Origin of the sequence: Streptomyces syringium, assembly GCF_017876625.1 — a bacterium.
GTDB classification, from domain to species: domain Bacteria; phylum Actinomycetota; class Actinomycetes; order Streptomycetales; family Streptomycetaceae; genus Streptomyces; species Streptomyces syringius.
Window position 1 is genome coordinate 5,006,627 of sequence record NZ_JAGIOH010000001.1, and the last position, 22,955, is coordinate 5,029,581.

A 22,955-nucleotide genomic window follows, 5' to 3' on the forward strand; every position below is an offset into this window, starting at 1 on the left:
GGAGGGGTACGCGGTCAACCGCGCCGTACCTTCCACACATTAGCCCGGTACGAGGACGAGCCGAGCCGGTCTCCGCTCGCTCGCAGCGAACAGGGGTGGATCACCGAAGACCGGCCGGAGCCGCCTCAGAGCTCGGGGGCGTTCTTGGGGAAGCCCGCGATGCCGCGCCACGCCAGCGACGTGAGGAGCTGGACGGCCGTCTCGCGCGGGACCGTGCTCTCGCTGGAGAGCCAGTAGCGGGCGACGACCTGGGAGACGCCGCCGAGGCCCACGGCCAGCAGCATGGCCTCGTCCTTCGACAGGCCGGTGTCCTCGGCGATGACCTCGCTGATGGCCGTCGCGCACTCCAGGGAGACCTTGTCGACCCGCTCGCGCACGGCCGGCTCGTTGGTCAGATCGGACTCGAAGACGAGCCGGAAGGCGCCGCCCTCGTCCTCCACGTACGCGAAGTAGGCGTCCATGGTGGCCGCCACGCGCAGCTTGTTGTCCGAGGTGGAGGCGAGCGCGGTGCGTACCGCGTGCAGCAGGGACTCGCAGTGCTGGTCCAGCAGGGCCAGGTAGAGGTCCAGCTTGCCGGGGAAGTGCTGGTACAGCACCGGCTTGCTGACGCCGGCGCGCTCGGCGATGTCGTCCATCGCCGCCGCGTGGTACCCCTGCGCCACGAAGACCTCCTGGGCCGCGCCCAGGAGCTGATTGCGTCGGGCTCGGCGCGGCAGGCGCGTGCCTCGCGGGCGCGCCTCGGTCTGCTCGATGGCTGTCACGCCGCCTCCCATGATTGTTCCGTGCACGGTGTGCACCGCGCCCGCCATCGTACTTTTGGGTAACCGGGCCGTGCGTGGTCGGAGCGGAGAATTTCACGTACCGGACGCTGTGGGAAGCCGACAAATACCCGACAATCGGTGCAGGTCACCCCAGGTGACCCCGGGTTACCTGGCGGTATGGCGGTCGCGGTCACCGGTAGTCGTCCTCGTCCTCCTCCACGATCCGCGCCTGCTCCAGGAGGTCCGCCTCATTGGCGGAGTCGGGGTCGGGGGGCGGCTGTGGGTCGTCCCGGCGGGGTGCGATGTCCGCGTGCTGTTCCGCGGCGTCGGCCTCCGGTGCCTCGACATCGAATTCCGTGACTTCCTCGTCGTCCTCGAACGTCGCGGGGTCGGACGGGTCGATGGTCATGCGGAGCCTCTTTCCCGGTCTGCCTGATCGAGCCTTGTCGTTCGTGGTGTCCCGTGCGATGTTCCGGGCTGCGCTGCTGCTTCTCCGTGGCCTGCCGTGCTCTTGCCGCGCTCTTGCCGTGCCCTTCAAGGGTCCCTCATGCCCTTGTGCTTATGAGCCTAGGAGAGGCGGCTTCCCGCCGCCAGGCGATCTGTGACGGCCGCCATAGGGGGTCGGGCGTGATCGTCTCGTAACATTGCCCGCATGTCATCGACCCAGTCGCCGGACGCCCGCGCCGTACCCGTGGTGCCACCCACGCGGTCCTCGCAGGTCAGCGAGGGCGAGGAACTGCGCACCGTGACCCTGCCCGGGGCCACGCTGGCCGTGCGCTCCCGGCCCGCCGCACGGCCGGGGCTGCCGCCCGCGCTCTACGTCCACGGACTCGGCGGTTCCGCGCAGAACTGGTCCGCCCTCATGGAGCGGCTCACGGACACCGTCGACGGCGAGGCGCTGGACCTGCCCGGCTTCGGGTACTCGCCACCGCCGGACGACGGCGACTACTCCATCACCGCGTACGCCCGCGTGGTCATCCGCCACCTCGACGCGGCCGGCCGCGGCCCGGTGCACCTGGTCGGCAATTCGATGGGCGGCGCGATCACCACCCGGGTCGCCGCCGTCAGACCGGACCTCGTCCGCACCCTCACGCTCGTCTCGCCCGCCCTGCCCGAGCTCCGCCCGCAGCGCACGGCCGTGCCCACCGGGCTGCTCGCGGTGCCGGGCATCGTCTCGCTCTTCGCCCGGATGACCAAGGACTGGACACCCGAGCGGCGGACCCGCGAGGTGCTCGCGCTCTGTTACGGCGACCCCGCGCGGGTGTCGCCGGAGGGGTTCGCCCTGGCGGTCGCGGAGTACGAGCGCCGGCTGGAGCTGCCGTACTTCTGGGACGTCATGGCCCGCTCGGCGCGCGGCATCGTCGACGCGTACACCCTGGGCGGCCAGCACTCGCTGTGGCGCCAGGCGGAGAAGGTCCTTGCCCCTACGCTGCTCGTGTACGGAACGCGCGACCAGCTCGTCTCCTACCGCATGGCGCACCGCGCGGCCAAGGCTTTCCGCGACTCGCGGTTGCTGACGCTGCTGGACGCGGGTCACGTCGCCATGATGGAGGATCCGGACGCGGTGGCCCGTGCCTTCCGCGAACTCCTCGCGGTCCCCGCGAGCACGTCTGAACGGAGCGCCCCGCCCCGTGGGTAAACACAGCGCACGCGCCCCCCAGGCCGCACAGGAGCCCGCGGCGTCGGCCGGCCCCGGTACGGGCCGCAGGCGCGCACCGGCCGGCCAGGGCCCGCCGGCCCCGCGCTCGGAGACGCCGGGCCCGGACCGGGCGCGCCACCGTGCCGCTCCCGATCAGGGTGCGGCGGGCGGCGGCGGCCCGGCGGATGAGGCCATTCGGCCGTCCGCCCGAAGCGGGCATCCCGCTCCCGCCGAGCCGGGCCTCGGATGGGGCTTCATCGGCCCGCAGCGCGGGGAGAGCACCCGGGGCGCGGGGCACGGCTATGCGCCGCCCGGGTACGGCTCCACTGTGTTCGGCGGCCATGGCCATGGATCTTCCGGGCATGATCCAGATGTGTATGAGACTTCCGGGTACGGCCCCTCCGGCCAGGCACCCGCTCCCGCCGCCGCGTACGTCCCCCCGGTGTACGTCCCTTCCGGGGACTACGGCTCCGACGACCCCGACCGGAATTCGCTGCCCACGCCGCGGGGCACGGGTGGCGGCGGCAATCGACGGGTCGCCGCGCCGAGAACCGGCGGACCGGCGCGGACCGTGACCGGTGTGGCCGCGGCCGTGGTGACGGCCGTGCTGGCCGTCGTCGTCGGGGGACAGGTCGAGGACACGGCGGAGGACAAGGCCCAGGCGCGGTCCGCTGACGTCGAGCGGCACAGATCCGAGGCAGCCTCGCGCTCCGACAGCCGGCCCACGCCGAACGGCGGCGCGGCCGTCCCCCTCTCGTACGACCAGAAGATGGCGAAGAAGTACCCGCTGGACGCGAAGGCGAAGGCGTCCGGCACGTTCGAGGCCGTGGGCGGCCATGACCGGGGCCCCGGTAAGGGTGAAGTCCTGCGCTACCGCGTTGACGTGGAGAAGGGGCTGCCGCTCGACGGGGCGCTCTTCGCCGAGGCCGTGCACCGGACTCTCAACGACGACCGCAGCTGGGGCCACGGCGGCAAGCGGACGTTCGAGCGCGTCCCCTCCAAGGACGTCGATTTCGTCATCACCCTGGCCAGCCCCGGCACGACGCACACGTGGTGTGCCAAGTCGAGCCTGGACACCACGCAGGACAACGTCTCCTGCGACTCCGCCGCGACCGACCGCGTGATGATCAACGCCTATCGGTGGGCGCAGGGCGCACAGACGTACGGCGACCAGATGCACGCCTACCGGGAGATGCTGATCAACCACGAGGTCGGTCACCGCCTCGGGCGCGACCACGAGTCCTGCGAGACGCAGGGCGCCCTGGCGCCGGTGATGATGCAGCAGACCAAGTTCCTGACCACCGACGGCGTGACGTGCCGCCCCAACGCCTGGCCCTTCCCCAAGGGCGGGTGACGGACCGGGAGTGACCGGGAGCGGGCAGGTATACCGTCCCGTTATTTTCTCACGTGGTGAGACATTCGGTCTCTGATGCTGAGACACCTTTGCCAGTGGCCGAAAATTCGTTCAGTGTTCTGGCCATGTCGCACCACCACGCCTCCGAGATCGCCGGCTTCGAGCTGGCGCTGATCGGCGTGGCCGCGCACGCAGTCGCCGACATCCTCTGTCGCTGAGACCGCCCTTCCCCCGCGTACTTCCGCGTTGCCCTCCGGGGCCGCGCCCGCCGGGGGCGGTCCCGCGCTCCGCTGCGCTCTTCCAACCGCCTTCCGTGGGTGCTTTCCGCTCTCCTTTTCTCGCTTCCGCGAAAGGCATACCCCGTCATGCGTCACATGTCCGTCATATCCCGCCGCGTGGCCGCGGCCGCCGTCAGTGTGGTCCTGATCGGAGGCGCGGCGGCCTGCGGCCCGGAGGGCAACGACGGCGCCGAGGGCGACGGCGGAGCCCAGGGCTCCGCGAAGAAGGGCGGCACCCTCACCGTCCTCAACCGGCAGCCGCAGAAGCAGTTCGACCCCGCCCGCCTCTACACCTCCGGCGGCGGCAACATCCCCTCGCTCGTCTACCGCACCCTCACCACCCGCAACCGCGAGGACGGCGCCAAGGGCACCGAGGTCGTCCCCGACCTCGCCACGGACACCGGCACGCCGAGCGACGACGCGAAGACGTGGACGTACAAGCTCAAGGACGGGCTGAAGTACGAGGACGGCTCGCCCATCACCGCCGCCGACATCAAGTACGGCGTCGAGCGCTCCTTCGCGGCCGAACTCTCCGGCAGCGCGCCCTACTTGCGCGACTGGCTGATCGGCGGTGACACCTACCAGGGTCCGTACAAGGAGAAGAAGGGCCTCGACTCGATCGAGACGCCCGACGCGAAGACCCTCGTCTTCAAGCTGCGCAAGTCCGTGGGCGACTTCCCCTACTTCGCCACCTCCACCCAGTTCGCCCCCGTGCCCAAGGCGAAGGACACCGGCGTCAAGTACGCCGAGCACCCCGTCTCCTCCGGCCCCTACAGGGTCGTGAAGAACGTCGGTGACGGCGAGCAGATGGTGCTGGAGCGCAACACCCACTGGTCCGAGGAGACCGACAAGGAGCGGCACGCCTACCCCGACCGGATCGAGGTCAAGTCCGGTCTGTCCTCGGCGGTCATCAACCAGCGCCTCTCCAGCGGCCAGGGCGCGGACGCCGCCGCCGTGACCACCGACACCAACCTCGGCCCCGCCGAACTCGCCCAGGTCACCGGCGACAAGAAGCTCGCCGGCCGGGTCGGCACCGGCCACTTCGGCTACACCAACTACCTGGCCTTCAACCCCGAGGTGAAGCCCTTCGACGACCCGAAGGTGCGCGAGGCCATCTCCTACGCGATCAACCGCACCAGCGTGGTGAACGCGGCGGGCGGCTCCTCGCTGGCCGAGCCGGCGACGACCTTCCTGCCGAACCAGAAGTCCTTCGGCTTCACGCCCTACGACCACTTCCCGGCGGGGAAGACCGGCAACGCGGCCAAAGCCAAGGAGCTGCTGAAGGAGGCCGGTCACGAGGACGGCCTGGAGATCACGCTGACGCATTCCACCGCCCAGGACTTCGAGACCAGCCCCGAGATCGCCACCGCCGTCCAGGCCGCGCTCAAGGAGGCAGGCATCAAGGTCAAGCTCGAGGGTCTGGAGATCAACGACTACGACGAGAAGACCCACAGCCTCGACAAGCAGCCGGGCCTCTTCCTCGCCCACTGGGGTGCCGACTGGCCCTCCGGCGGCCCCTTCCTCGCGCCGATCTTCGACGGCCGGCAGATCGTCAAGGAGGGCGCGGGCAACTACAACGCCTCCCGCCTCGACGACTCCAAGGTCAACGACGAGATCGACGCGATCAACAAGGTCACCGACCACGGTGCCGCGGCCGAGCGCTGGGGCGCCCTCGACCGCAAGATCGGCGAGCAGGCGCTGACGGTGCCGCTCTTCCACCCGGTCTACAAGCGCCTCTACGGCAAGAGCGTCAAGAACGTCGTCATCAGCGACTGGACCGGCGTCCTCGACGTCTCGCAGGTCGCGGTCAAGTGACGGACCTCCTCATCACCTCGGAACCGGAGGCGGGAGACGCTCCCGCCTCCGGCGCCCGGCAGGTCTGGCGGCGGCTGAGGGCGCGCAAGTCCGCGGTCGCGGCCGCCGCCGTGCTGGGCCTTCTCGTCCTCCTCGCCCTCGCCGCGCCCCTGCTGGCCGCGCTGGAGGGCCAGGACCCGAACACGTACCACGACACGCTCGTGGACTCCGCACGCGGCGGCGTGCCGCTCGGTGACTTCGGCGGCATCAGCGCCGAGCACTGGCTCGGCGTCGAACCGGGCACCGGCCGCGACATGTTCGTACGGCTCCTCTACGGCGCCCGCGTCTCGCTGCTCGTCGCCCTCGGCGCCACCGTCGTCCAGGTGCTCATCGGCCTCGCCGTGGGCCTGGCCGCCGCGCTCGGCAACCGGTTCGTCGACAGCGCGCTCAGCCACCTCACCGATGTGATGGTCGCGATGCCCCTGCTCGTCTTCGCCATCGCCCTGATGGCCGTCGTGCCGGCGGACTTCCCGCGGCCGCTGCTGCTCGTCTTCGCCATCGGCCTGCTCGCCTGGGGCCCCATGGCGCGGCTCGTGCGCGGCCAGACGCTGAGCCTGAAGAAGCTCGACTACGTCTCGGCCGCCCGGCTGACCGGCGGTTCGTCCTGGCGGGTCGCCCGGCGCGAGCTGCTGCCCGCGCTCGCCGCGCCCGTGATCACCTATGCGGCCATCCTGCTGCCGAGCAACATCGTCATCGAGGCGAGCATGTCCTTCCTCGGCGTGGGCGTGAAACCGCCGACGCCCTCCTGGGGGCAGATGCTCTCCACGGCCACCACGTGGTTCCGCTCGGACCCCGCGTACGTGCTGCTGCCCGCGCTGCTGCTGTTCGTCACCACGCTCGCCTTCACCGTGCTCGCCGACGGCGTGCGCGTCGCGCTCGACCCGCGCGAGGCGTCCCGGCTGCGGGTCGGCAGGGGCGGACGCACCTCCCGCAAGACCCGTCCGGGAGGCCCGGCGTGATCACCTACTTCCTGCGCCGCGCACTGGGCGCGGTCGCCGTCGTCCTCGTGCTCTCGGCCGTCGTCTACGTGACGTTCTACGTCGCGCCCGGCGACCCCGCGCGCCTGGCGTGCGGCCCGCGCTGCAACCCCGAGCAGATCCGGCAGGTCCGCGAGCAGCTCGCGCTCGACGACCCCCTCCTGGTGCAGTACTGGCACTTCCTGCAGGGCGTCTTCGTCGGCTCGGACTACTCCGCCGGCACCGCCGTGCTGCACTGCGACGCGCCCTGCTTCGGCCTCTCGTACCAGAACAACCAGCAGGTCACCGACCTGCTCGTCGAGCGGCTGCCCGCCACGGCCTCGCTGGCCGTCGGCGCCATGGTCGTCTGGCTCGTGGTGGGCATCGGCACCGGCCTGCTGTCCGCGCTGCGGCGCGGCGGGGTGACCGAACGGGTCCTGACCTGGCTCACCCTCGCCGGCACCGCCACCCCGGTCTTCATCAGCGGCCTGGTGCTGTTGATGATCTTCTGCGCGTATCTGGAATGGCTGCCCTTCCCGTCCTACGTGCCGCTGACCGAGGACCCCGAGCAGTGGGCCTGGAACATGCTGCTGCCCTGGGTGGCGCTCGGCCTGCTCGAATCCGCCAAGTACGCGCGCCTCACCCGCAGCTCCACCCTGGAGACGCTGGCCGAGGACCACATCCGCACCTTCCGCGCCTACGGGGTGCGCGAGCGGTCGCTGGTCGCGCGGCACGCCCTGCGGGGCGCGCTGGCCCCGGTCATCGCCCTGACCGCCGCCGACTTCGGGTCGATCTTCGGCGGCGCGGTGCTGACCGAGATGATGTTCGGCCTGCCCGGCATCGGCCAGCTGCTGGTGCGCTCCACGCAGACCATCGACCTGCCGGTCGTCGTGGCCGTCGTGGTGATCACCGGTGCCGCCGTCGTGATCGCCAACATCGTGGCGGACGTGCTCTACGCCGTCGCCGACCGAAGGGTGGCCCTGCGATGACCGCCGACCTCCAGCCCCTGGTGTCCGTGGCCGACCTGTCCATCGTCTTCCCCACCGGGGACGGCGTCGTACGGGCCGTCGACGGTCTCTCCTTCGAGCTCGCCCCCGGCGGGGCGCTCGCCATCGTCGGCGAGTCCGGTTCGGGCAAGAGCACGGCCGCGTACGCGCTGCTCGGTCTGCACCGCGGTACGGGCGCCCAGGTCACCGGCTCGGTGCGGGTCGCCGGCCACGACGTGTCGGCCGCGGACGACGCAGAACTGCGCCGGGTGCGGGGCGGGGTGGCGGCCATGGTCTTCCAGGACCCGCTCTCCTCCCTCGACCCGTACCAGGCCATCGGCGACCAGATCGCCGAGGTCTACCGCGTCCACCGCCCGGGTGCCTCCCGGCGGGACGCCCGGGCGCGGGCGGCCGAGGTGCTGGACCGGGTCGGCATCCCGGACGCGGCCCGCCGCGCCCGCTCCCGCCCGCACGAGTTCAGCGGCGGCATGCGTCAGCGCGCCCTCATCGCCATGGCGCTCGCCTGCGAGCCCCGCCTCCTCGTCGCCGACGAGCCCACCACGGCCCTCGACGTCACCGTCCAGGCCCAGATCCTCGGCCTGCTGCGCGAGCTGCGCGAGGAGACCGGCATGGGCCTGCTCCTCGTCACCCATGACCTGGGCGTGGCGGCCGGGAGCGTCGACGACCTGTTGGTGATGAAGGACGGCCGCGCGGTCGAGCGCGGCCCGGTCCGCGCGCTGCTGGGCGCGCCGCGCGAGCCGTACACGCGTGACCTGTTGGCCGCCGTCCCGCGGATAAACGTACGGCGGACGGGCCTTTTCAAGCCGTCCGCCGACGGGCCTTCCGACGGCTCTTCAGACGACACACCGCTGCTCGAGGCCACTGGACTGCGCCGTGAGTTCGGGCGCGGCAAGCGGGCCGTCACCGCCGTGGACGGTGTGTCGCTGACCGTGCGCGCCGGGGAGACGGTCGGTGTCGTCGGCGAGTCCGGGAGCGGGAAGACGACGCTCGGCCGGATGCTGGTGCGGCTCCTGGAGCCCACCGGCGGGGAGCTGCGCTACCGGGGCCGTGACATCGGGGCGCTGCGCGAGCGGGAGCTGCGGACCTTCCGCAGCGAGCTGCAAATGGTCTTCCAGGACCCGGTCTCCTCGCTCAACCCCCGGCGCAGCGTCGGGGAGTCGATCGCCGACCCGCTGCGGGCCGCCGGGAAGCTGGGCGACGCGGAGATCGTCGCGCGCGTGCGGGAACTGCTGGAGCGGGTGGGGCTCGATCCCGGCGCGTACCACCGCTATCCGCACGAGTTCAGCGGTGGCCAGCGCCAGCGCGTGGGCATCGCCCGGGCGCTCGCGCCCGAGCCCCGGCTGATCGTCTGCGACGAGCCCGTCTCGGCCCTGGACGTCACCACCCAGGCGCAGGTCGTACGGCTGCTCGGCGAGCTCCAGCGCGACCTGGGGCTGGCGCTCGTCTTCATCGCGCACGACCTCGCCGTGGTGCGGCAGGTCAGCGACCGGCTGGTCGTGATGCGCGGCGGGCGGATCGTCGAGGAGGGCCCCGCCGACTCCGTCTACGAGCAGCCCCGGCACCCCTACACCCAGGGTCTGCTGGCGGCCGTACCCCTGCTCGAACCGGCGGAAGCCGTCGCATAGCGCGGAGTAACGCCGCATCTCCTGGAAAGTCACGTGCGTTCACCCCTTCCGGTGGCGCGACGGACAACCGTCCATCGCGCCACCGGGGACCGCGCATAGCGTGCTCCCGCTGCCGTTCGGCGGTTGCCGACGTGGCCATCAGGGAGAGACGGGGGTGCGCTCGTGCGCGTGGGACTGCTGACCGAGGGTGGATACCCGTACGGCGCGGGCGAGGGCGGCCGGTGGTGCGAGCGACTGGTCCGCGAGCTCGACGGGCACGACTTCGAGATCTACGCACTGAGCCGCGGCGCCCGTGAGGCACAGCGCGAGGAACAGGGCGGGCCCTGTGAACTCCCGGGCCAGGTGCGGCGGGTACGGACGGCCCCGCTGTGGGGCGAACCGGCGCCCCGGGCCGGGGGGCGTGCGTACGGAGCGTACGGTCGGCGCGAACGGCGCGCTTTCGACGCGCACTTCGGGGACCTGATCGCGGCGGTCAGCTCGCCGGGGGAGCCCTCGTCGGCCGATCTGGCGTACCGTTTCGCCGACGGTCTGTACGGACTCGCCGAGCTGGCCCGTGACGTCGGCGGCCTGGCGGGCGCGCTCCGCTCCGAACAGGCCCTGCGCGCCCTGGAGAGAGCCTGCCGGGCACCGGGCGCGCACCCCGCCGCCTACGGCACCCGTGTCGCGGACCTCCTCCTCGTCTCCGGGCTCCTGGAGCGGGCCCTGAGACCGCTGTCCCTCGACTGGTACGGCGCGTCCGGCAGTGGCGCGGACGACGAGCGGGGGCTGGCCGGCGTCGACCTGTGCCACGCGAGCTCGGGCGGCGCCGCCGCGCTGCCGGGCCTGCTGGCCAAACGCTTCTTCGGGACCCCGCTCCTCGTCACCGAGTACGGGGTCCGGCTCCGGGCGTACTACCTGCTGGAGGGCGGCGCGGGTCCTGCCGCGGACGGGGCGGGCGAGGCGGCCGGCGAGCGGGGCGCGGGTCTGTCCCTGGCCGTCCGGACGCTGCTCTCCGCCTTCCACCGGCGGCTGACCGCCGAGATCTACGACCGGGCCGCGCTGGTCACCCACGGCGACGTCCGGGACCGGCGCTGGCAGGAGCACTGCGGCGCGGACCGCAAGCGGCTGCGCACGGTCCACCCCGGCGTCGACCCGAGCCGCTACGACACGGTGGGCGAGGGCGTGGGCCGGGCCGACGCGGCCCGCACGGACGACGGCCGCACCCTGGTCTGGGTGGGGGGCCGCCCCGAACCCGCCCTGTGGCAGGCGCTCGCCGAGCTGCGCGAGGCCGAGCCCGATGTCCGACTCCGCGTCGTCGGCCCCCCGGACCCGGGGCCGCCACCGGGCTCCAGGCCCCCCGCGGAGCTGGCCCCGGCCGTCTCCTTCGAGGAGACCGCCTCGTTCGACGAAGCCGGCGACCCGGACGTCTACGCCTCCGCCAGTGTCGTTCTCCTCGCCGGGTCCGCGGACGGCTTTCCGGCACCGCTCGTGGAGGCGATGCTCTGCGGCCGGGCCACGGTCTCGCCCGACATCGGCGTGGTGCGGGACGTCATCGGCGGGACCGGCCCGGTCGTCCCGCCGGGCGACGCCCGGGCGCTCGCCGAGGCCGCTCTCGCGCTGCTGCGCGACCCCGAGCGGCGGGCGCGGCTCGGGGCCGCCGCCCGGGCCCGGGCGCTCGAACTCTTCACCGTCGAGCGGAACGTGGCCGCCTACCACGGGATCTATCTGGAAGTCCTCTCCCGCGCCCCGGTGCGGCAGGAGACCCCGGACCCCTCCGTGCCGTTCGCCCACGCCGCCGACGCCCACCCGCCGCTGCCCTGGAGCCGTTCCGCCGCACCCACCTGGGCGGGCCGCCCATGACGAATCCCCTCACCGGCGACGGCTCCCCGACCGCCGCCGCCGGCATACCCGCAGCCCCCGCCGGTCCCGCCGATCCGGTCAAGACGCTCATCCAACGGCACCACCTCCTGTGCGCCCGTGCCGCGGACCCCGTCGAACTCGCCGCCGCCCTCGAGGCGCGCGGCGTCACGGACCGGGTGGCGGCGGAGTGCCGGCACCGCGATGTGTTCTCCCTGGCGGAAGAGATCCACGCACGCGTGGAGCGCGCCGACGGCCCGCTGCCGGTCGAGTCCGCGGCACCGGCCGCCGACGGATCTGACGTCCAGGGATCGGACGCCCGCGGCCCCGGTGCGTTCGACCGGCGGGCGTACGACCGCAGCCCGTACGGCTGGGGCTTCCTGGGCTGGCTCTGCTGCCTCTGGCTGGTCGCGTACGGCCTCGTCGGCGAGCGCCTGCTCATCGAACTGCTCGGCAGCCACCGGGGACTCACCCCGCCCAGCGTCGCCGCGGCCGCCGCGCCGACCGCCGTCGCGCTGGCCTGTGCCGTCGCCCCGGCGGCCTGGTGCGGCTACTGGTTCGGCACGCGGGCGTGCCGCGCGCTCGCGACCAGCCGGGGGCTGGCGGAGTTCGGGGCGCGGGTGCGGCCGCTGCTCCTCGCGGCGGTCGGTGCGTTCGTCGCCCTGCTGCTCGCGCTCCTGTGGGCCGCGCGCACGGCGGTGCCCTCGGGGGTCACGGCGCCGGGCACCCGGCTGGGCGGCCCCTTCGCCGCCGCCCTGGAGTCCGCCGGGCAGCTCGCCGCCCCGGCGCCCACCACCCCGCCCGCCGTCGCCTACGGCGCCGTGGCCGCCCTCGGCGTGCTCCTCTTCGTCGGCCGGCTGCTGGCGGCGCACGGCTTCGGCAGGGCGGCCGTCACCGCCGCGCTCGCCGCCTGCGCGGCGGAGGCCACCCCGCTCGGCATGCTCCTGGCGGCACGGCTGCCCGGCTGCGCGGGCCTGGAGGAACCCGTCGCCCGGGCGGCTGAGGCGTACGGGGCCGCCGCCCTCCCCCTCGCGGCGTGCGCCGTCCCCGCGCTCGCCCTGCTGGCCTACTCCTTCTCCGCTCTGTCCCGCGCCTGCGCCCATGGCCGCGGGGATCTCGCGTACGCGCCGGGTCACATCCGCCCAGGCTCCTCCCCCTACGCCCCCGCGCCGGAGGCATAGCGCAGGAGCCCTCGCCCGGTGACCTTCGATCCGCCGCCACGCGGCACGCCGCACACCCCGTTAGAGGAGCAAGAAAGATGACCGTTCACCCCCTCAGCACCGCCGGGCGAGAGCGAGGGCGCGACCGATGAGGGTCCTTCTTCTCGGCGCCAACGGCTACCTCGGCCGCTACGTGGCCGACCGGCTGCTCGCCGACCCCGCCGTCCAGCTCACCGCCCTCGGCCGGGGCGACGAGGCGGACGTCCGCTTCGACCTGGCCACCGGCAGCCCCGGTGCGCTCACCCGGTTCCTGAACGCCGTCCACCCCGGCGTGGTGATCAACTGCGCGGGCGCCACCCGCGGCGGCGCCCGCGACCTGGCGCGGCACAACACCGTCGCCGTCGCCACGGTCTGCGAGTCGCTGCGCCGCAGCGGCTGCGGCGCCCGCCTGGTGCAGGTGGGGTGCTCCTCGGAGTACGGGCCCTCGCAGCCCGGCTCCTCCACGGCCGAGGACGCCGTGCCGCGCCCCGGCGGCCCGTACGGGGTGAGCAAGCTCGCCGCCACCGAGCTGGTGCTCGGCTCCGGTCTGGACGCCATCGTGCTGCGGGTCTTCTCCCCGGTGGGCCCCGGCACCCCCGCCGGTTCGCCGCTGGGCCGGCTCGCCGAGTCCATGCGCCGCGCGATGCAGAGCGGCGACAACGAACTCAAGCTCAGCGGCCTCGGCGTCCAGCGCGACTTCGTCGACGTCCGCGACATCGCCCGGGCCGTCCACGCGGCCTCCCTCTCCGCCGCCCAGGGCGCCGTCAACATCGGCACCGGCCGCGCCGTCCGGCTACGGGACGCCGCCTCGCTCCTCGCCCGGGTCGCGGGCTTCGGCGGCGCCCTCCACGAGCTGGACGACCCGCATCTGGGCAGCCCGCCCGCGTACCCCTATCCCGACGGCTGCGGCACCTGGCAGCAGGCCGACGTGCGGACCGCCCGCGACCGGCTCGGCTGGCGGCCCCGGATCGGCCTGGAGGAGTCGCTCGCCGACATCTGGATGGAGGCGGCATGTCGCATCTGATCTCCTCGGGGCACCGCCGCTCCGCGCCGCCGGGCGAATCACCGCTCCGCTTCGGCGTCCCCGGCTTCGCCCACCCCCTGGTCGCCCCCCTCGAATGGGGTGAACTGGCCCGCGCCGAGGTCCGCTTGGACTGGACGGTGCTCAACGTCGCGAGCGGCCCCGGCAGCCGTCCCGACCCGTACTGCCTGACCGCCGCCACCCGGCTGCGCGAGGCGGGGGTCCGCGTCCTCGGTCACCTGGACGTGGGGTTCGGCTCGCGCCCCTTCGGTGAACTGGTGTCGGAGGCCCAGCGCTTCCTGAACTGGTACAAGGTCGACGGCTTCTCGCTGGACCGCGCGCCGACCGAGGCCGGCGCCCTCCCCGGCATCCGGCGGGTGGTCACCACCCTGCGCACCCTGCGCGAGAGCGCCTACGTCGTCCTCGTCCACGGCACGCACCCGTGCTCCGGCTACGCCAACCTCGCCGATCAACTCGTCACCTTCGCCGGGCCCTGGTCCCGCTACCGCTGGTCCCAGGTCGCCGAGTGGACCGCCGACCACCCGCCGGAGCGCTTCTGCCACCTCGTGCACGGCGTGCCGCGCCCGCACCTGGACGAGGCCCTGCGGATCGCCCGCTGGCAGGGCGCGGGCACCGTCTACCTCACCGACCGGACGGATCGCGACGAAGCGGACCCCTGGGAGTCCATGCCCGGCTACTGGGACGAAATCGTCTCGCGCATCGGACCGGGTCTCTCGGAATGAGACGGGGCGTGGCAGGGTTACAGGGGAAGTACGTACGTCGCCTGCATGTTCCCCGCGCTTGGCGGGGATGACCCTGGAGACCCCGTGTCGCTGCCACCCCTGGTCGAGCCGGCTGCCGAGCTCACCGTCGAAGAGGTCCGTCGGTACTCCCGCCACCTGATCATCCCGGACGTCGGGATGGACGGGCAGAAGCGCCTCAAGAACGCCAAGGTGCTCTGCGTGGGGGCCGGCGGCCTCGGCTCACCCGCCCTCATGTACCTCGCCGCGGCCGGTGTCGGCACGCTGGGCATCGTGGAGTTCGACGAGGTCGACGAGTCGAATCTGCAGCGCCAGATCATCCACAGCCAGGCGGACATCGGCCGTTCCAAGGCGGAGTCGGCCCGCGACTCGGTCCTCGGCATCAACCCGTACGTGAACGTCGTCCTCCACCAGGAGCGCCTGGAGGCGGACAACGTCAAGGAGATCTTCTCCCAGTACGACCTGATCGTGGACGGCACCGACAACTTCGCCACCCGCTATCTCGTCAACGACGCGTGCGTGCTGCTGAACAAGCCGTACGTGTGGGGCTCGATCTACCGCTTCGACGGCCAGGCCTCGGTGTTCTGGAGCGAGCACGGTCCCTGCTACCGCTGCCTCTACCCCGAGCCCCCGCCGCCGGGCATGGTGCCCTCCTGCGCCGAGGGCGGCGTGCTCGGGGTGCTCTGCGCCTCGATCGGCTCCATCCAGGTCAACGAGGCCATCAAGCTGCTCGCGGGCATCGGCGAACCGCTGGTCGGCCGACTGATGATCTACGACGCCCTGGAGATGAGCTACCGCCAGGTCAAGATCCGCAAGGACCCCGAGTGCGCGGTCTGCGGCGAGAACCCGACGGTCACCGAGCTCATCGACTACGAGGCCTTCTGCGGCGTCGTCTCGGAGGAGGCCCAGGAGGCCGCCGCCGGGTCCACGATCACTCCCAAGCAGCTCAAGGAGTGGATCGACGAGGGCGACGACATCGACATCATCGACGTCCGCGAGCCGAACGAGTACGAGATCGTCTCCATCCCCGGCGCCCGGCTGATCCCGAAGAACGAGTTCCTGATGGGCAGCGCCCTCCAGGGCCTCCCGCAGGACAAGAAGATTGTCCTGCACTGCAAGACAGGTGTCCGCTCCGCGGAGGTCCTCGCGGTCCTCAAGGCCGCGGGCTTCGCCGACGCGGTCCACGTCGGCGGCGGCGTGATCGGCTGGGTCCACCAGATCGAGCCCGAGAAGCCCGTCTACTAGACGCACTCAGGCACTGATGACGAAGGGCCGGTCCGCTGACGCGGACCGGCCCTTCGCTCGCGTCCTTACGAACAGCTCAAGCCGGCGGCCGGGACCTTGCCGTCGAGCAGATAGCCGTCGACCGCGCGCGTCATGCAGGCGTTGCCGCTGTTGTACGCGCCGTGGCCCTCGCCCCGGTACGTCACCTCGATGCCGACCCCCTCGCCGAGCTGCCGCGCCATCTTCCGCGCGCCCTCGTACGGCGTGGCCGGGTCGCCCGTATTGCCGATCACGACGATCGGGGCGGCGCCCTCGGCGCGCACGTCCGGCGACTTCCACTGCCCCTTGACCGGCCAGTCCGAGCAGCCGAGCAGCGACCAGGCCGCCGACTCCCCGAAGACCGGCGACGCCTTGCGGAACTCCGCCAGGTTCGCCTTCACGTCGTCCACGGTGTAGCGCTGCTCGGCGTCGGCGCAGGAGATGGCCCTGTTGGCCGCCTGGAGGTTGCTGTAGCGGCCGTCGGGGTTACGGCCGGCGAGGGAGTCGAAGAGCAGCAGCAGGGTGTCGCCGGTGCCCTTGCCCATGGCCTCCTGGAGCCCGGCTGTCAGGTACTTCCAGGTCTCCTTGGAGTACAGCGCGGCCGCGATGCCGTTCACGGCCTCGTCCTGGGTGAGCCTGCGGCCGCCCTGCGAGGTGGGCAGCGGCTTCGTGTCGAGCTTCTTCAGCAGATCGGTGATCTGGTCCTGCGTGGGGCAGCCCGGGGCGCCCTGGGAGGCGCAGTCCTTCAGGTAATTGCCGAGGGCGAGCTGGAAGCCCTTCGTCTGGCCGAGGCCGCCCCCCACCGGGTCCTGCGTCGGGTCGACGACGGCGTCGAGGACGGCGCGGCCGACCTTCTTCGGGAACAAGTGGGCGTAGACGCCGCCCAGTTCCGTGCCGTAGGAGATACCGAAGTAGTGGAGCTTGGCGTCACCGAGGGCGGCCCGCAGCCGGTCCAGGTCGCGGGCGGTGTTCGTCGTGGTCACATGGGGGAGCACCTTGGCCGAATTACGTCGGCAGGCGTCCACGTAGGCCTTGTTGGAGGCCAGGGCCGTGCGGAGTTCGGCGTCGTCGTCGGGGGTGAAGTCGAGCTGCGCGGCGGCGTCCAGCTCCGCGTCGCTCTGGCACCGCACCCCCGCGCTCTCGCCGACCCCGCGCGGGTCGAAGCTCACGAGGTCGTAACGGCCGCGCAGTTTGTCGTAGCTGTCGGCGAAACCCGGCAGGGTCGCCACGCCGGAGCCACCGGGGCCGCCGAAGTTGAAGACGAGGGACCCGATACGGCGCGAGGTGTCCTTGGCCTTGATCCGGATCAGCGCCAGGTCGATCTTCTCGCCGTCCGGTTTGGCGTAGTCCAGCGGTACGGGCAGCTTCGCGCACTCCCACGCCCTGCCGGGCGCCTTGCCGTCGCCGCCCTGGATGGCGGTGGGGGCGGAGCACTTCTGCCAGCGCAGGGAGCTGTTTCCGGAGGCGCGGTCCTCCGAGCCGTTCTTGCCGTCGATGGGCCTGCCGTTCTCGCACCCCGTGGCGGCGAGGACGATCGCGAGGGCGGCGGAGGCGAGGGCGGTGGCCCGTAGCCGTATGGGACTCATGGCCCAAACTCTACGGACCGGCCGAGGGGGAGGTGGCGGGGCCGCCGGGAAACGCCGCAGGCGGGGGAGCGCGGCACCGGTGGCGAGCCGGGTCAGGTGCGCAGGCGCGCGCAGCCCGCCCGCTCGGCCGCCCCCTCGACGAGGGCCGGGAAGGCGACGCGCGCGTCGTCGAGCCGGGTGTGGGTGCGGCCCGGGCCGGTGCGCAGGGCGAAGACCGTGGGTCGGCCGGCGCAGTCGGCGCGCACGAGGGCGCGCGTCGCCTCGATACGGCCGGTGGCCCGCCAGCCGGGCGCGGGCGGCCGGTCGCCCGTGAGGCCGTCGAAGAGGGTGACGAGCCGGGGGATGCCGATCGCCGCCCACCGGATCGCCGGCCGGCCGTCGGCGGCGGGGACGGCGCAGGTCCGCAGGGTGCCGCGGGAGCCGCCCGCCGCTCTGGCGGGGCGCCCGGTGCCCTTGGCCTCCCCGGCCGCGAGCGAGGGTATGGCGCAGTCGTCACCCGCCCCCGGGTCCGCGCCCCCGCCCGCGCCGCCCGGTCCGTCCTCGGCTGTGGCGTGCGGTAACCGCAGGGGTGGTCCGGAAGCGCAACTGCTCACGTTTATCGCTCGATTGGCTATTTCTATCAGCAGTTTTCCGGTTATCTCCGGTGCCGAGCCCTGGGGGAAGCCGGGGTGGCCGACGCGGGCGGCGGAGCCGGTGAAGGTGCCGGTCAGGGACACGACGGAGGGGCGGCCGCCCACATCGCAGCTCTCGGGCAGCACCAGCGCGCCGGATCCCGCCGTGGCGAACCCGGGGAGCCCGCCGGGCAGGGCCGTGCCGCCGCCCGCGAACAGCCCGTCCAGCCAGCTCCGCCGCTGGTCGGCGCCGCGCGGTCCGGTGTCCAGCCGGACCGTGACGCGCTGCCGGTACGCCTCCGGGCCCCGGCCGCCGCGCCAGCTCAAGGTGCAGTGGCCGCTGGGCCGTCCGGGCGTGGGGGCGCGCTCGTCGGCGGTACGGTGGCGGACGCCGCGCTGGAAGAGGCCGCCGTCCCGTGCATCCCCGGGCCAGGTGCCCCAGCAGTACCCGGGCGGTGCGATCGGTCTGAACTGCGTCTGCCACAGGGCCACCAGGGCGGCCACCAGGGCCGCGATGGCCAGGGCCCCGGTGAGCAGCCGTGTCGTGCGCCCGGTGGTCCGTGACGTGCTGTACGGCATCTCGTCACCCCGCTCGTCGACTCGCCTGCCCAGTGCGGAACTTCAGTGCGGGGAATCGTAGTGCGGGCCACTGACATTCGATCCGGTGTGTCCGAAGCGCCGGTGTGATGTGCTATGTGTGCTATGAGCAGACCGTGCCGGACGTGGGCACCGTGCCGTCCAGCAGATACGCGTCGACCACCCTCGTGACGCACGCGTTGCCGCTGTCGTAGGCGCCGTGCCCCTGGCCGCGGAAGGTCATCTCCACGCCGACGCCCGGGCCCAGTTCGCGCGCCATCTCGTGTGCCCCCTCGTACGGCGTGGCCGGGTCGCCGGTGTTGCCGACGACGAGGACGGGCGCGGAGCCCTTGGCGCTCACGTCGGGGTTCTGCCAGGTCCCCTTGGCGGGCCAGCCGGTGCACTGGGTGAGGCTCCAGGCCATGAACTCCCCGAAGACCGGGGACGCCTTGCGGAACTCGGGCACCTTCTCCTCGATCTCGGCGGCCGTGTAGCGCTGCGCGAAGTCGGCGCAGTTGACGGCGGCGAGGGAGGCCTGGAGCGAGCTGTAGCGGCCGTCCTCGCCCCGGCCGTTCATGGAGTCACCGAGGGCGAGCAGGAGTTTGCCGTCGCCGTTCTCGGCGTCCTCGACGCCTTCGGTGAGGTAGTCCCAGAAGTCCTTGGAGTACAGCGCCTGGGCGATGCCGCCGGTGGCGAGGGACTCGGTCAGCTCGCGGGTGTCCCCGGCGGGCACCGGATCGCTGTCCAGGCGCTTGAGCAGATCGGTGATCTGGTCCTCGGTGGGGCAGTTGTCGGAGGTCACCGCGCAGGCGTCCATGTAGTTGCCGAGGGCCAGCTGGAAGCCCTTGGCCTGGCCGAGGGCGCCCTGCACGGGGTCGTCGGACGGATCCACGACGGCGTCGAGGACGGCCCGGCCGACCTTCTTGGGGAACAAGTGGGCGTAGACCCCGCCCAGTTCGGTCCCGTACGAGACGCCGAAGTAGTGCAGCTTGTCGTCGCCGAGCACCTGGCGCATCAGGTCCATGTCGCGGGCCGCGTTCTGCGTCCCGACGTGCGGCAGGATCTTCCCGGAGTTCTTCTCGCAGCCGGAGGCGTATCTCCCGACCCGTTCCACCAGGGCCTTTTCCTCGTCCTTGCCGTCGGGTGTGCCGTCGGCCGCGTAGTAGACGTCGAGGTCCTTGTCGCCCAGGCAGGTCACCCCGTCGCTGCGGCCGACGCCGCGCGGGTCGAAGCTCACCAGGTCGTAGCGGGTGCGCAGCGTCTTGTAGTCGTCGGCGAAGGCCGGGAGGGAGGCGACGCCGGAGCCGCCGGGGCCGCCGAAGTTGAAGACGAGCGAGCCGATGCGGCGGGCCCGGTCGGTGGCCTTGGCGCGGATCATGGCGATGCCGAGGCTGCCCCTGTCGGGGCGGCCGTAGTCCAGGGGAGCGCGCAGCGTCGCGCACTCCCAGTCGGGGCCCGGCGCCTTGCCGGTGCCCTGGCTGGTGCTGGGCGCCGGGCAGGTCTTCCAGTCCAGCCGCTGCCCGGCCGACGCGGACGCGGCTTCCGCACGGTCGGCGCCGCCGCCGTCGCAGCCGGTCACCACGCCCGTCAGGAGTACCGCGCAGAGCAGGGCGCCGGCCCTCAGCGGTCTGGACACGGTGGCACTCCCGGAGCTCGGGGGAAGCGGGTGCTTCCATCCTCCGGCCGGGGGTGAGAGGGGCGCGCGGCGTGCGGGGCGTACGGGTTAGCCGTGTCCGGCGGGTAGTCCTGCCGACGGCTGCTCGTCCTGCCGGCTGCGGGCCGTCTTGCCGCCTGCGGCGGCGGGCGCCCTGCGGGCACGTCCTCAAACGCCGCTTGTTCCGGCTGGGCTCAGCCGGCAGGGGTGCGGGGCGTACGGCCTCGGCTGCCGCCGTCACAGTGCGACGAACGTGACCTCGGTCGCCTTGACGCTCACCCACACCGGCACGCCTTCGGCCAACGACAGGTCGGCGGCGGCGGACGGGGTGATCTCGGCGACCACGTCCGGCTCGCCGTCCACCAGGACGCGCAGCCGGCCGCCCTGCGCGGTGATCTCCCGGACCGTGCCCCGCCAGACGTTACGGGGGCTGCCGGTGGGCCGGGCGGTGTGCAGGGACACCGCCTCGGGACCCACGACGGCCAGCCCGACGGTGGCCTCCCCGGGCACCGGGTCCGCGACGACCAGGTTCGCGCCGCCGTCGAGCAGCAGCGTCGGCCCGCCCGTGGACTTGCCCGGCCAGGCGTTGCGCCCGAGCATGCGGGCCACCCAGGGGGAGCGGGGGTGCCGGGTCAGCTCGGCCGGTGACGCGTACTGGACGGTCCGGCCGTCTTCCAGCACGAGGATCCGGTCGGCGAGCGACACGGCCTCCACCGGGTCGTGGGTGACCATCAGGCAGACGCCGGGGAAGTCCGCGAGGTGGGTGCGCAGGGTGTGCCGGACATGGGCCCGCGTCGACGGGTCGAGCGAGGCCAGCGGCTCGTCGAGCAGCAGCAGTCGGGGGCGCGCGGCAAGGGCGCGCGCCAATGCCACTCGCTGCGCCTGGCCGCCGCTGAGCATGCCGGGCTTGCGGTGGGCGAGCTGTCCGACGCCCAGCCGGTCGAGCCAGCGCCGCGCCTCGCGGCGCGCCTCGTTCTTGGGCACGCCCTGGGCGCGCAGACCGTAGGCGGTGTTGGCGAGAGCGGTCAGATGCGGGAAGAGGGCGCCGTCCTGGGGGACCCAGGCGATGCGGCGCCGGTGCGCGGGGACGTCGGACACGTCCGTCCCGCCGAGGGTCAAGGCGGCCGCGGTGGCGCGGGGGGTGAGGCCGAGGAGGGCCCGCAGGAGCGTGGTCTTGCCGGCGCCGTTGGGGCCGACGACGGCGATGGTGGTGCCGGCGGGCGCGTCGAGGTCCGCGGTGGTCGCGCCGGTCACGGTGGCGCGCAGGGGCCGTGGCCCGTCCGCCGGGCCCGCCGGTGCGGGCGCGGTTGCCTGCGGCTCATTCGGTGCTGTGGGCTCGGGGACACCGGCCGCCGGCCCTGTGTCGTCCCGTCCGGGCGTCAGCCAGCGCCCGCGCAGTGCCAGCAGGACGGCCGTGGCGATGGCCAGCAGGAGCAGCGAGACCGCCGTCGCCCCCTCGGGGTCCTCCTGCAGCAGCAGATAGACCTGGAGCGGGAGGGTCTGCGTCGTCCCCGGCAGATTGCCCGCGAAGGTGATCGTCGCACCGAACTCGCCGAGGGCGCGGGCCCAGCACAGGGCGGCGCCCGCGATCAGTCCCGGCCCGACCATGGGCAGGGTGATCGTGCGGAACACCCGCAAGGGGGCGGCGCCGAGTGATGTCGCGGTCTCCTCGTAGCGCGGGTGGAGCCCCGCGAGCGCCCCCTCCAGGCTGATCACGAGGAACGGCATCGACACGAACGCCGACGCCAGCACGGCCCCCGCCGTGGAGAACGGCAGGGTGACGCCGAACCAGGACTCCAGCCACGGCCCGAGGATCCCCCGCCGCCCGAACCCCTGGAGCAGCGCGACACCGGCGACCGTCGGCGGCAGCACCATCGGCAGCATCACCAGGCACCGCACCGCCGCCTTGCCGGGGAAGTTCACCCGGGCCAGCAGCCACGCGAGCGGCACGCCGAGCGCCAGCGAGAGCAGCAGCGCCCAGCCGGAGACGAGCAGCGAGAGCCCGAGCGCCTCGGTGACCTCGTGCGATCCGAGGCGGGAGGGGAGGGTGCCCCAAGGGGTACGGGCGAGAATGCCCGCCAGGGGCAGCAGCAGAAAGGCCATCCCCAGCGCGGCGGGCAGCCCGAGCGCCAGGGGCGTGCGCCCCCGGCGCGTACGGGCTCCGGTCGTGGTTGCTGTCACGGTTGCTGGAATCCCGCTGCCCGCAGCAGCTTCTGTGCCTCGTCCGAGGCCAGCCACTTCACGAAGTCACCGGCCTGCCCGGCGCTCTTGGAGCCCTTGAGGGTGGCGGCGGGGTAGGAGGCGACCGCGTTCTGCGCGTCGGGGACGGTGACGGTGGTGATCTTGTCCTTGGCCGAGGCCGCGTCGGTGAGGTACACGATCCCGGCGTCGGCCTCGCCGAGCGTGACCTTGCTGAGCACCGCCCGGACGTTCGGCTCCTCGGAGACCGGCTTCACCGTGACGTGCTGCTGGTCGAGGACCTTGCGGCTGTAGCGGCCCACGGGCACCTCGGGAGCGGCCAGGACGACCTTGAGATCGCTCTTGGCGAGGTCCGCGAGCCCCTTGACGTTCTTCGGGTTGCCCTTGGCGGTGGCGATCGTGAGCCGGTTCTTCGCGATGACGGTGGGGGCGCCGGTGTCGGCCTTGAGACCGTCCATGGTCTTGGTGTCGGCGGTGACGAGCGCGTCGGCGGGCACGCCCTGGCGCACCTGCGCCGCCAGCTCCTGGGACCCGGCGAAGGAGAACCGCACCCTCGTGCCCGGGTGCCCCTTCTCGTATGCGGCCCCGGCCTTCTTGAAGACATCGGTGAGGGAGGCGGCGGCGAGCACGGTCAGCGTGGCCGGCTTCTTCTCGCCGTTGCCCTTGTCGTTGTTCTTGTCGCCGCTGCCGCAGGCGGTGACCAGAGGGACGAGCAGTGCACCGGCCAGAACGGGCAGGGCGGCGCGGCGTACGAAACTGCGGTGCATCGGGGTCT

At 73.0% G+C, this 22,955-nt stretch carries 19 protein-coding genes; 12 read left to right on the forward strand and 7 right to left on the reverse strand.

Annotation, left to right across the window (positions count from 1 at the left end; all coding sequences use genetic code 11):
- Nucleotides 1-125 precede the first annotated feature (125 nt).
- Both JO379_RS22425 and JO379_RS22430 read right to left on the reverse strand, forming a co-directional pair.
- Complete coding sequence (locus JO379_RS22425; protein ID WP_130879760.1) at nt 126-761, reverse strand: TetR/AcrR family transcriptional regulator; 636 nt, start codon at nt 759-761, stop codon at nt 126-128.
- Between the two features lie 190 nt (nt 762-951).
- Nucleotides 952-1,170 carry an Rv3202a family protein gene (locus JO379_RS22430; protein ID WP_130879761.1) on the reverse strand — a complete coding sequence of 73 codons (219 nt, stop codon included), beginning with the start codon at nt 1,168-1,170 and terminating at the stop codon, nt 952-954.
- Nucleotides 1,171-1,413: 243 nt separating this feature from the next.
- On the opposite strand from JO379_RS22430, the gene JO379_RS22435 reads away from it, so the two are divergent.
- The 12 genes from JO379_RS22435 (at nt 1,414) to moeZ (ending at nt 15,536) form a co-directional block, all read left to right on the forward strand.
- On the forward strand, nt 1,414-2,400 hold the full coding sequence (locus tag JO379_RS22435; RefSeq protein ID WP_130879762.1) for an alpha/beta fold hydrolase: 987 nt from the start codon (nt 1,414-1,416) through the stop codon (nt 2,398-2,400).
- Nucleotides 2,393-3,754: a DUF3152 domain-containing protein gene (locus JO379_RS22440; RefSeq protein WP_130879763.1), complete on the forward strand. Its 1,362-nt coding sequence runs from the start codon at nt 2,393-2,395 to the stop codon at nt 3,752-3,754. The genes JO379_RS22435 and JO379_RS22440 overlap by 8 nt, the downstream gene beginning before the upstream one ends.
- 125 nt (nt 3,755-3,879) lie before the next feature.
- Nucleotides 3,880-3,972 (forward strand): Ms4533A family Cys-rich leader peptide, encoded by a 93-nt coding sequence (locus JO379_RS34200; RefSeq protein ID WP_311775271.1) that lies wholly within the window; start codon nt 3,880-3,882, stop codon nt 3,970-3,972.
- A gap of 147 nt (nt 3,973-4,119) precedes the next feature.
- Entirely contained in the window at nt 4,120-5,847 is a 1,728-nt protein-coding gene (locus JO379_RS22445) for an ABC transporter substrate-binding protein (RefSeq protein WP_130879764.1), read from the forward strand.
- On the forward strand, nt 5,844-6,845 hold the full coding sequence (locus JO379_RS22450) for an ABC transporter permease (protein ID WP_130879765.1): 1,002 nt from the start codon (nt 5,844-5,846) through the stop codon (nt 6,843-6,845). Before JO379_RS22445 ends, JO379_RS22450 begins: the two co-directional genes overlap by 4 nt.
- Complete coding sequence (locus JO379_RS22455) at nt 6,842-7,831, forward strand: ABC transporter permease (RefSeq protein ID WP_130879766.1); 990 nt, start codon at nt 6,842-6,844, stop codon at nt 7,829-7,831. The genes JO379_RS22450 and JO379_RS22455 overlap by 4 nt, the downstream gene beginning before the upstream one ends.
- Nucleotides 7,828-9,474: an ABC transporter ATP-binding protein gene (locus JO379_RS22460; RefSeq protein WP_209516634.1), complete on the forward strand. Its 1,647-nt coding sequence runs from the start codon at nt 7,828-7,830 to the stop codon at nt 9,472-9,474. The genes JO379_RS22455 and JO379_RS22460 overlap by 4 nt, the downstream gene beginning before the upstream one ends.
- A 168-nt stretch (nt 9,475-9,642) precedes the next feature.
- On the forward strand, nt 9,643-11,313 hold the full coding sequence (locus JO379_RS22465; RefSeq protein WP_372449103.1) for a DUF3492 domain-containing protein: 1,671 nt from the start codon (nt 9,643-9,645) through the stop codon (nt 11,311-11,313).
- A complete protein-coding gene (locus JO379_RS22470) occupies nt 11,310-12,491 on the forward strand; it encodes a hypothetical protein (RefSeq protein ID WP_209516640.1) in 1,182 nt (393 codons plus the stop codon). Before JO379_RS22465 ends, JO379_RS22470 begins: the two co-directional genes overlap by 4 nt.
- A gap of 127 nt (nt 12,492-12,618) precedes the next feature.
- Nucleotides 12,619-13,533 carry an NAD-dependent epimerase/dehydratase family protein gene (locus tag JO379_RS22475; RefSeq protein WP_130879769.1) on the forward strand — a complete coding sequence of 305 codons (915 nt, stop codon included), beginning with the start codon at nt 12,619-12,621 and terminating at the stop codon, nt 13,531-13,533.
- Complete coding sequence (locus JO379_RS22480) at nt 13,521-14,273, forward strand: spherulation-specific family 4 protein (RefSeq protein WP_209516642.1); 753 nt, start codon at nt 13,521-13,523, stop codon at nt 14,271-14,273. The genes JO379_RS22475 and JO379_RS22480 overlap by 13 nt, the downstream gene beginning before the upstream one ends.
- Before the next feature lie 84 nt (nt 14,274-14,357).
- Nucleotides 14,358-15,536, forward strand: a complete 1,179-nt coding sequence (gene moeZ / locus JO379_RS22485; protein WP_130879771.1) for an adenylyltransferase/sulfurtransferase MoeZ — start codon at nt 14,358-14,360, stop codon at nt 15,534-15,536.
- Nucleotides 15,537-15,601: 65 nt separating this feature from the next.
- Here moeZ and JO379_RS22490 read toward each other — a convergent pair whose 3' ends face one another.
- From JO379_RS22490 to modA, 5 genes are all read right to left on the reverse strand, one after another.
- Nucleotides 15,602-17,140: an alpha/beta hydrolase gene (locus JO379_RS22490; protein WP_209516645.1), complete on the reverse strand. Its 1,539-nt coding sequence runs from the start codon at nt 17,138-17,140 to the stop codon at nt 15,602-15,604.
- 92 nt (nt 17,141-17,232) lie between these two features.
- On the reverse strand, nt 17,233-18,330 hold the full coding sequence (locus JO379_RS22495) for a hypothetical protein (RefSeq protein WP_130879773.1): 1,098 nt from the start codon (nt 18,328-18,330) through the stop codon (nt 17,233-17,235).
- 121 nt (nt 18,331-18,451) lie between these two features.
- A complete protein-coding gene (locus JO379_RS22500) occupies nt 18,452-19,963 on the reverse strand; it encodes an alpha/beta hydrolase (protein WP_209516648.1) in 1,512 nt (503 codons plus the stop codon).
- A 255-nt stretch (nt 19,964-20,218) separates the two neighbouring features.
- Complete coding sequence (locus JO379_RS22505) at nt 20,219-22,084, reverse strand: ABC transporter permease (RefSeq protein WP_209518814.1); 1,866 nt, start codon at nt 22,082-22,084, stop codon at nt 20,219-20,221.
- Nucleotides 22,085-22,158: 74 nt separating this feature from the next.
- Nucleotides 22,159-22,947 carry a molybdate ABC transporter substrate-binding protein gene (modA, locus tag JO379_RS22510; protein WP_209516651.1) on the reverse strand — a complete coding sequence of 263 codons (789 nt, stop codon included), beginning with the start codon at nt 22,945-22,947 and terminating at the stop codon, nt 22,159-22,161.
- Between the last annotated feature and the right edge of the window lie 8 nt (nt 22,948-22,955).

Excerpts from the sequence above, each read along its gene's own strand:
- JO379_RS22430 (WP_130879761.1), bottom strand. The coding sequence starts at position 1,170 with ATGACCATCGACCCGTCCGACCCCGCGACGTTCGAGGACGACGAGGAA.
- JO379_RS22435 (WP_130879762.1), top strand. The coding sequence starts at position 1,414 with ATGTCATCGACCCAGTCGCCGGACGCCCGCGCCGTACCCGTGGTGCCA.
- JO379_RS34200 (WP_311775271.1), top strand. The coding sequence starts at position 3,880 with ATGTCGCACCACCACGCCTCCGAGATCGCCGGCTTCGAGCTGGCGCTG.
- JO379_RS22445 (WP_130879764.1), top strand. The coding sequence starts at position 4,120 with ATGCGTCACATGTCCGTCATATCCCGCCGCGTGGCCGCGGCCGCCGTC.
- JO379_RS22460 (WP_209516634.1), top strand. The coding sequence starts at position 7,828 with ATGACCGCCGACCTCCAGCCCCTGGTGTCCGTGGCCGACCTGTCCATC.
- JO379_RS22470 (WP_209516640.1), top strand. The coding sequence starts at position 11,310 with ATGACGAATCCCCTCACCGGCGACGGCTCCCCGACCGCCGCCGCCGGC.
- JO379_RS22475 (WP_130879769.1), top strand. The coding sequence starts at position 12,619 with ATGAGGGTCCTTCTTCTCGGCGCCAACGGCTACCTCGGCCGCTACGTG.
- JO379_RS22480 (WP_209516642.1), top strand. The coding sequence starts at position 13,521 with ATGTCGCATCTGATCTCCTCGGGGCACCGCCGCTCCGCGCCGCCGGGC.
- JO379_RS22490 (WP_209516645.1), bottom strand. The coding sequence starts at position 17,140 with ATGAGTCCCATACGGCTACGGGCCACCGCCCTCGCCTCCGCCGCCCTC.
- JO379_RS22495 (WP_130879773.1), bottom strand. The coding sequence starts at position 18,330 with ATGCCGTACAGCACGTCACGGACCACCGGGCGCACGACACGGCTGCTC.
- JO379_RS22505 (WP_209518814.1), bottom strand. The coding sequence starts at position 22,084 with ATGGCCTTTCTGCTGCTGCCCCTGGCGGGCATTCTCGCCCGTACCCCT.
- modA (WP_209516651.1), bottom strand. The coding sequence starts at position 22,947 with ATGCACCGCAGTTTCGTACGCCGCGCCGCCCTGCCCGTTCTGGCCGGT.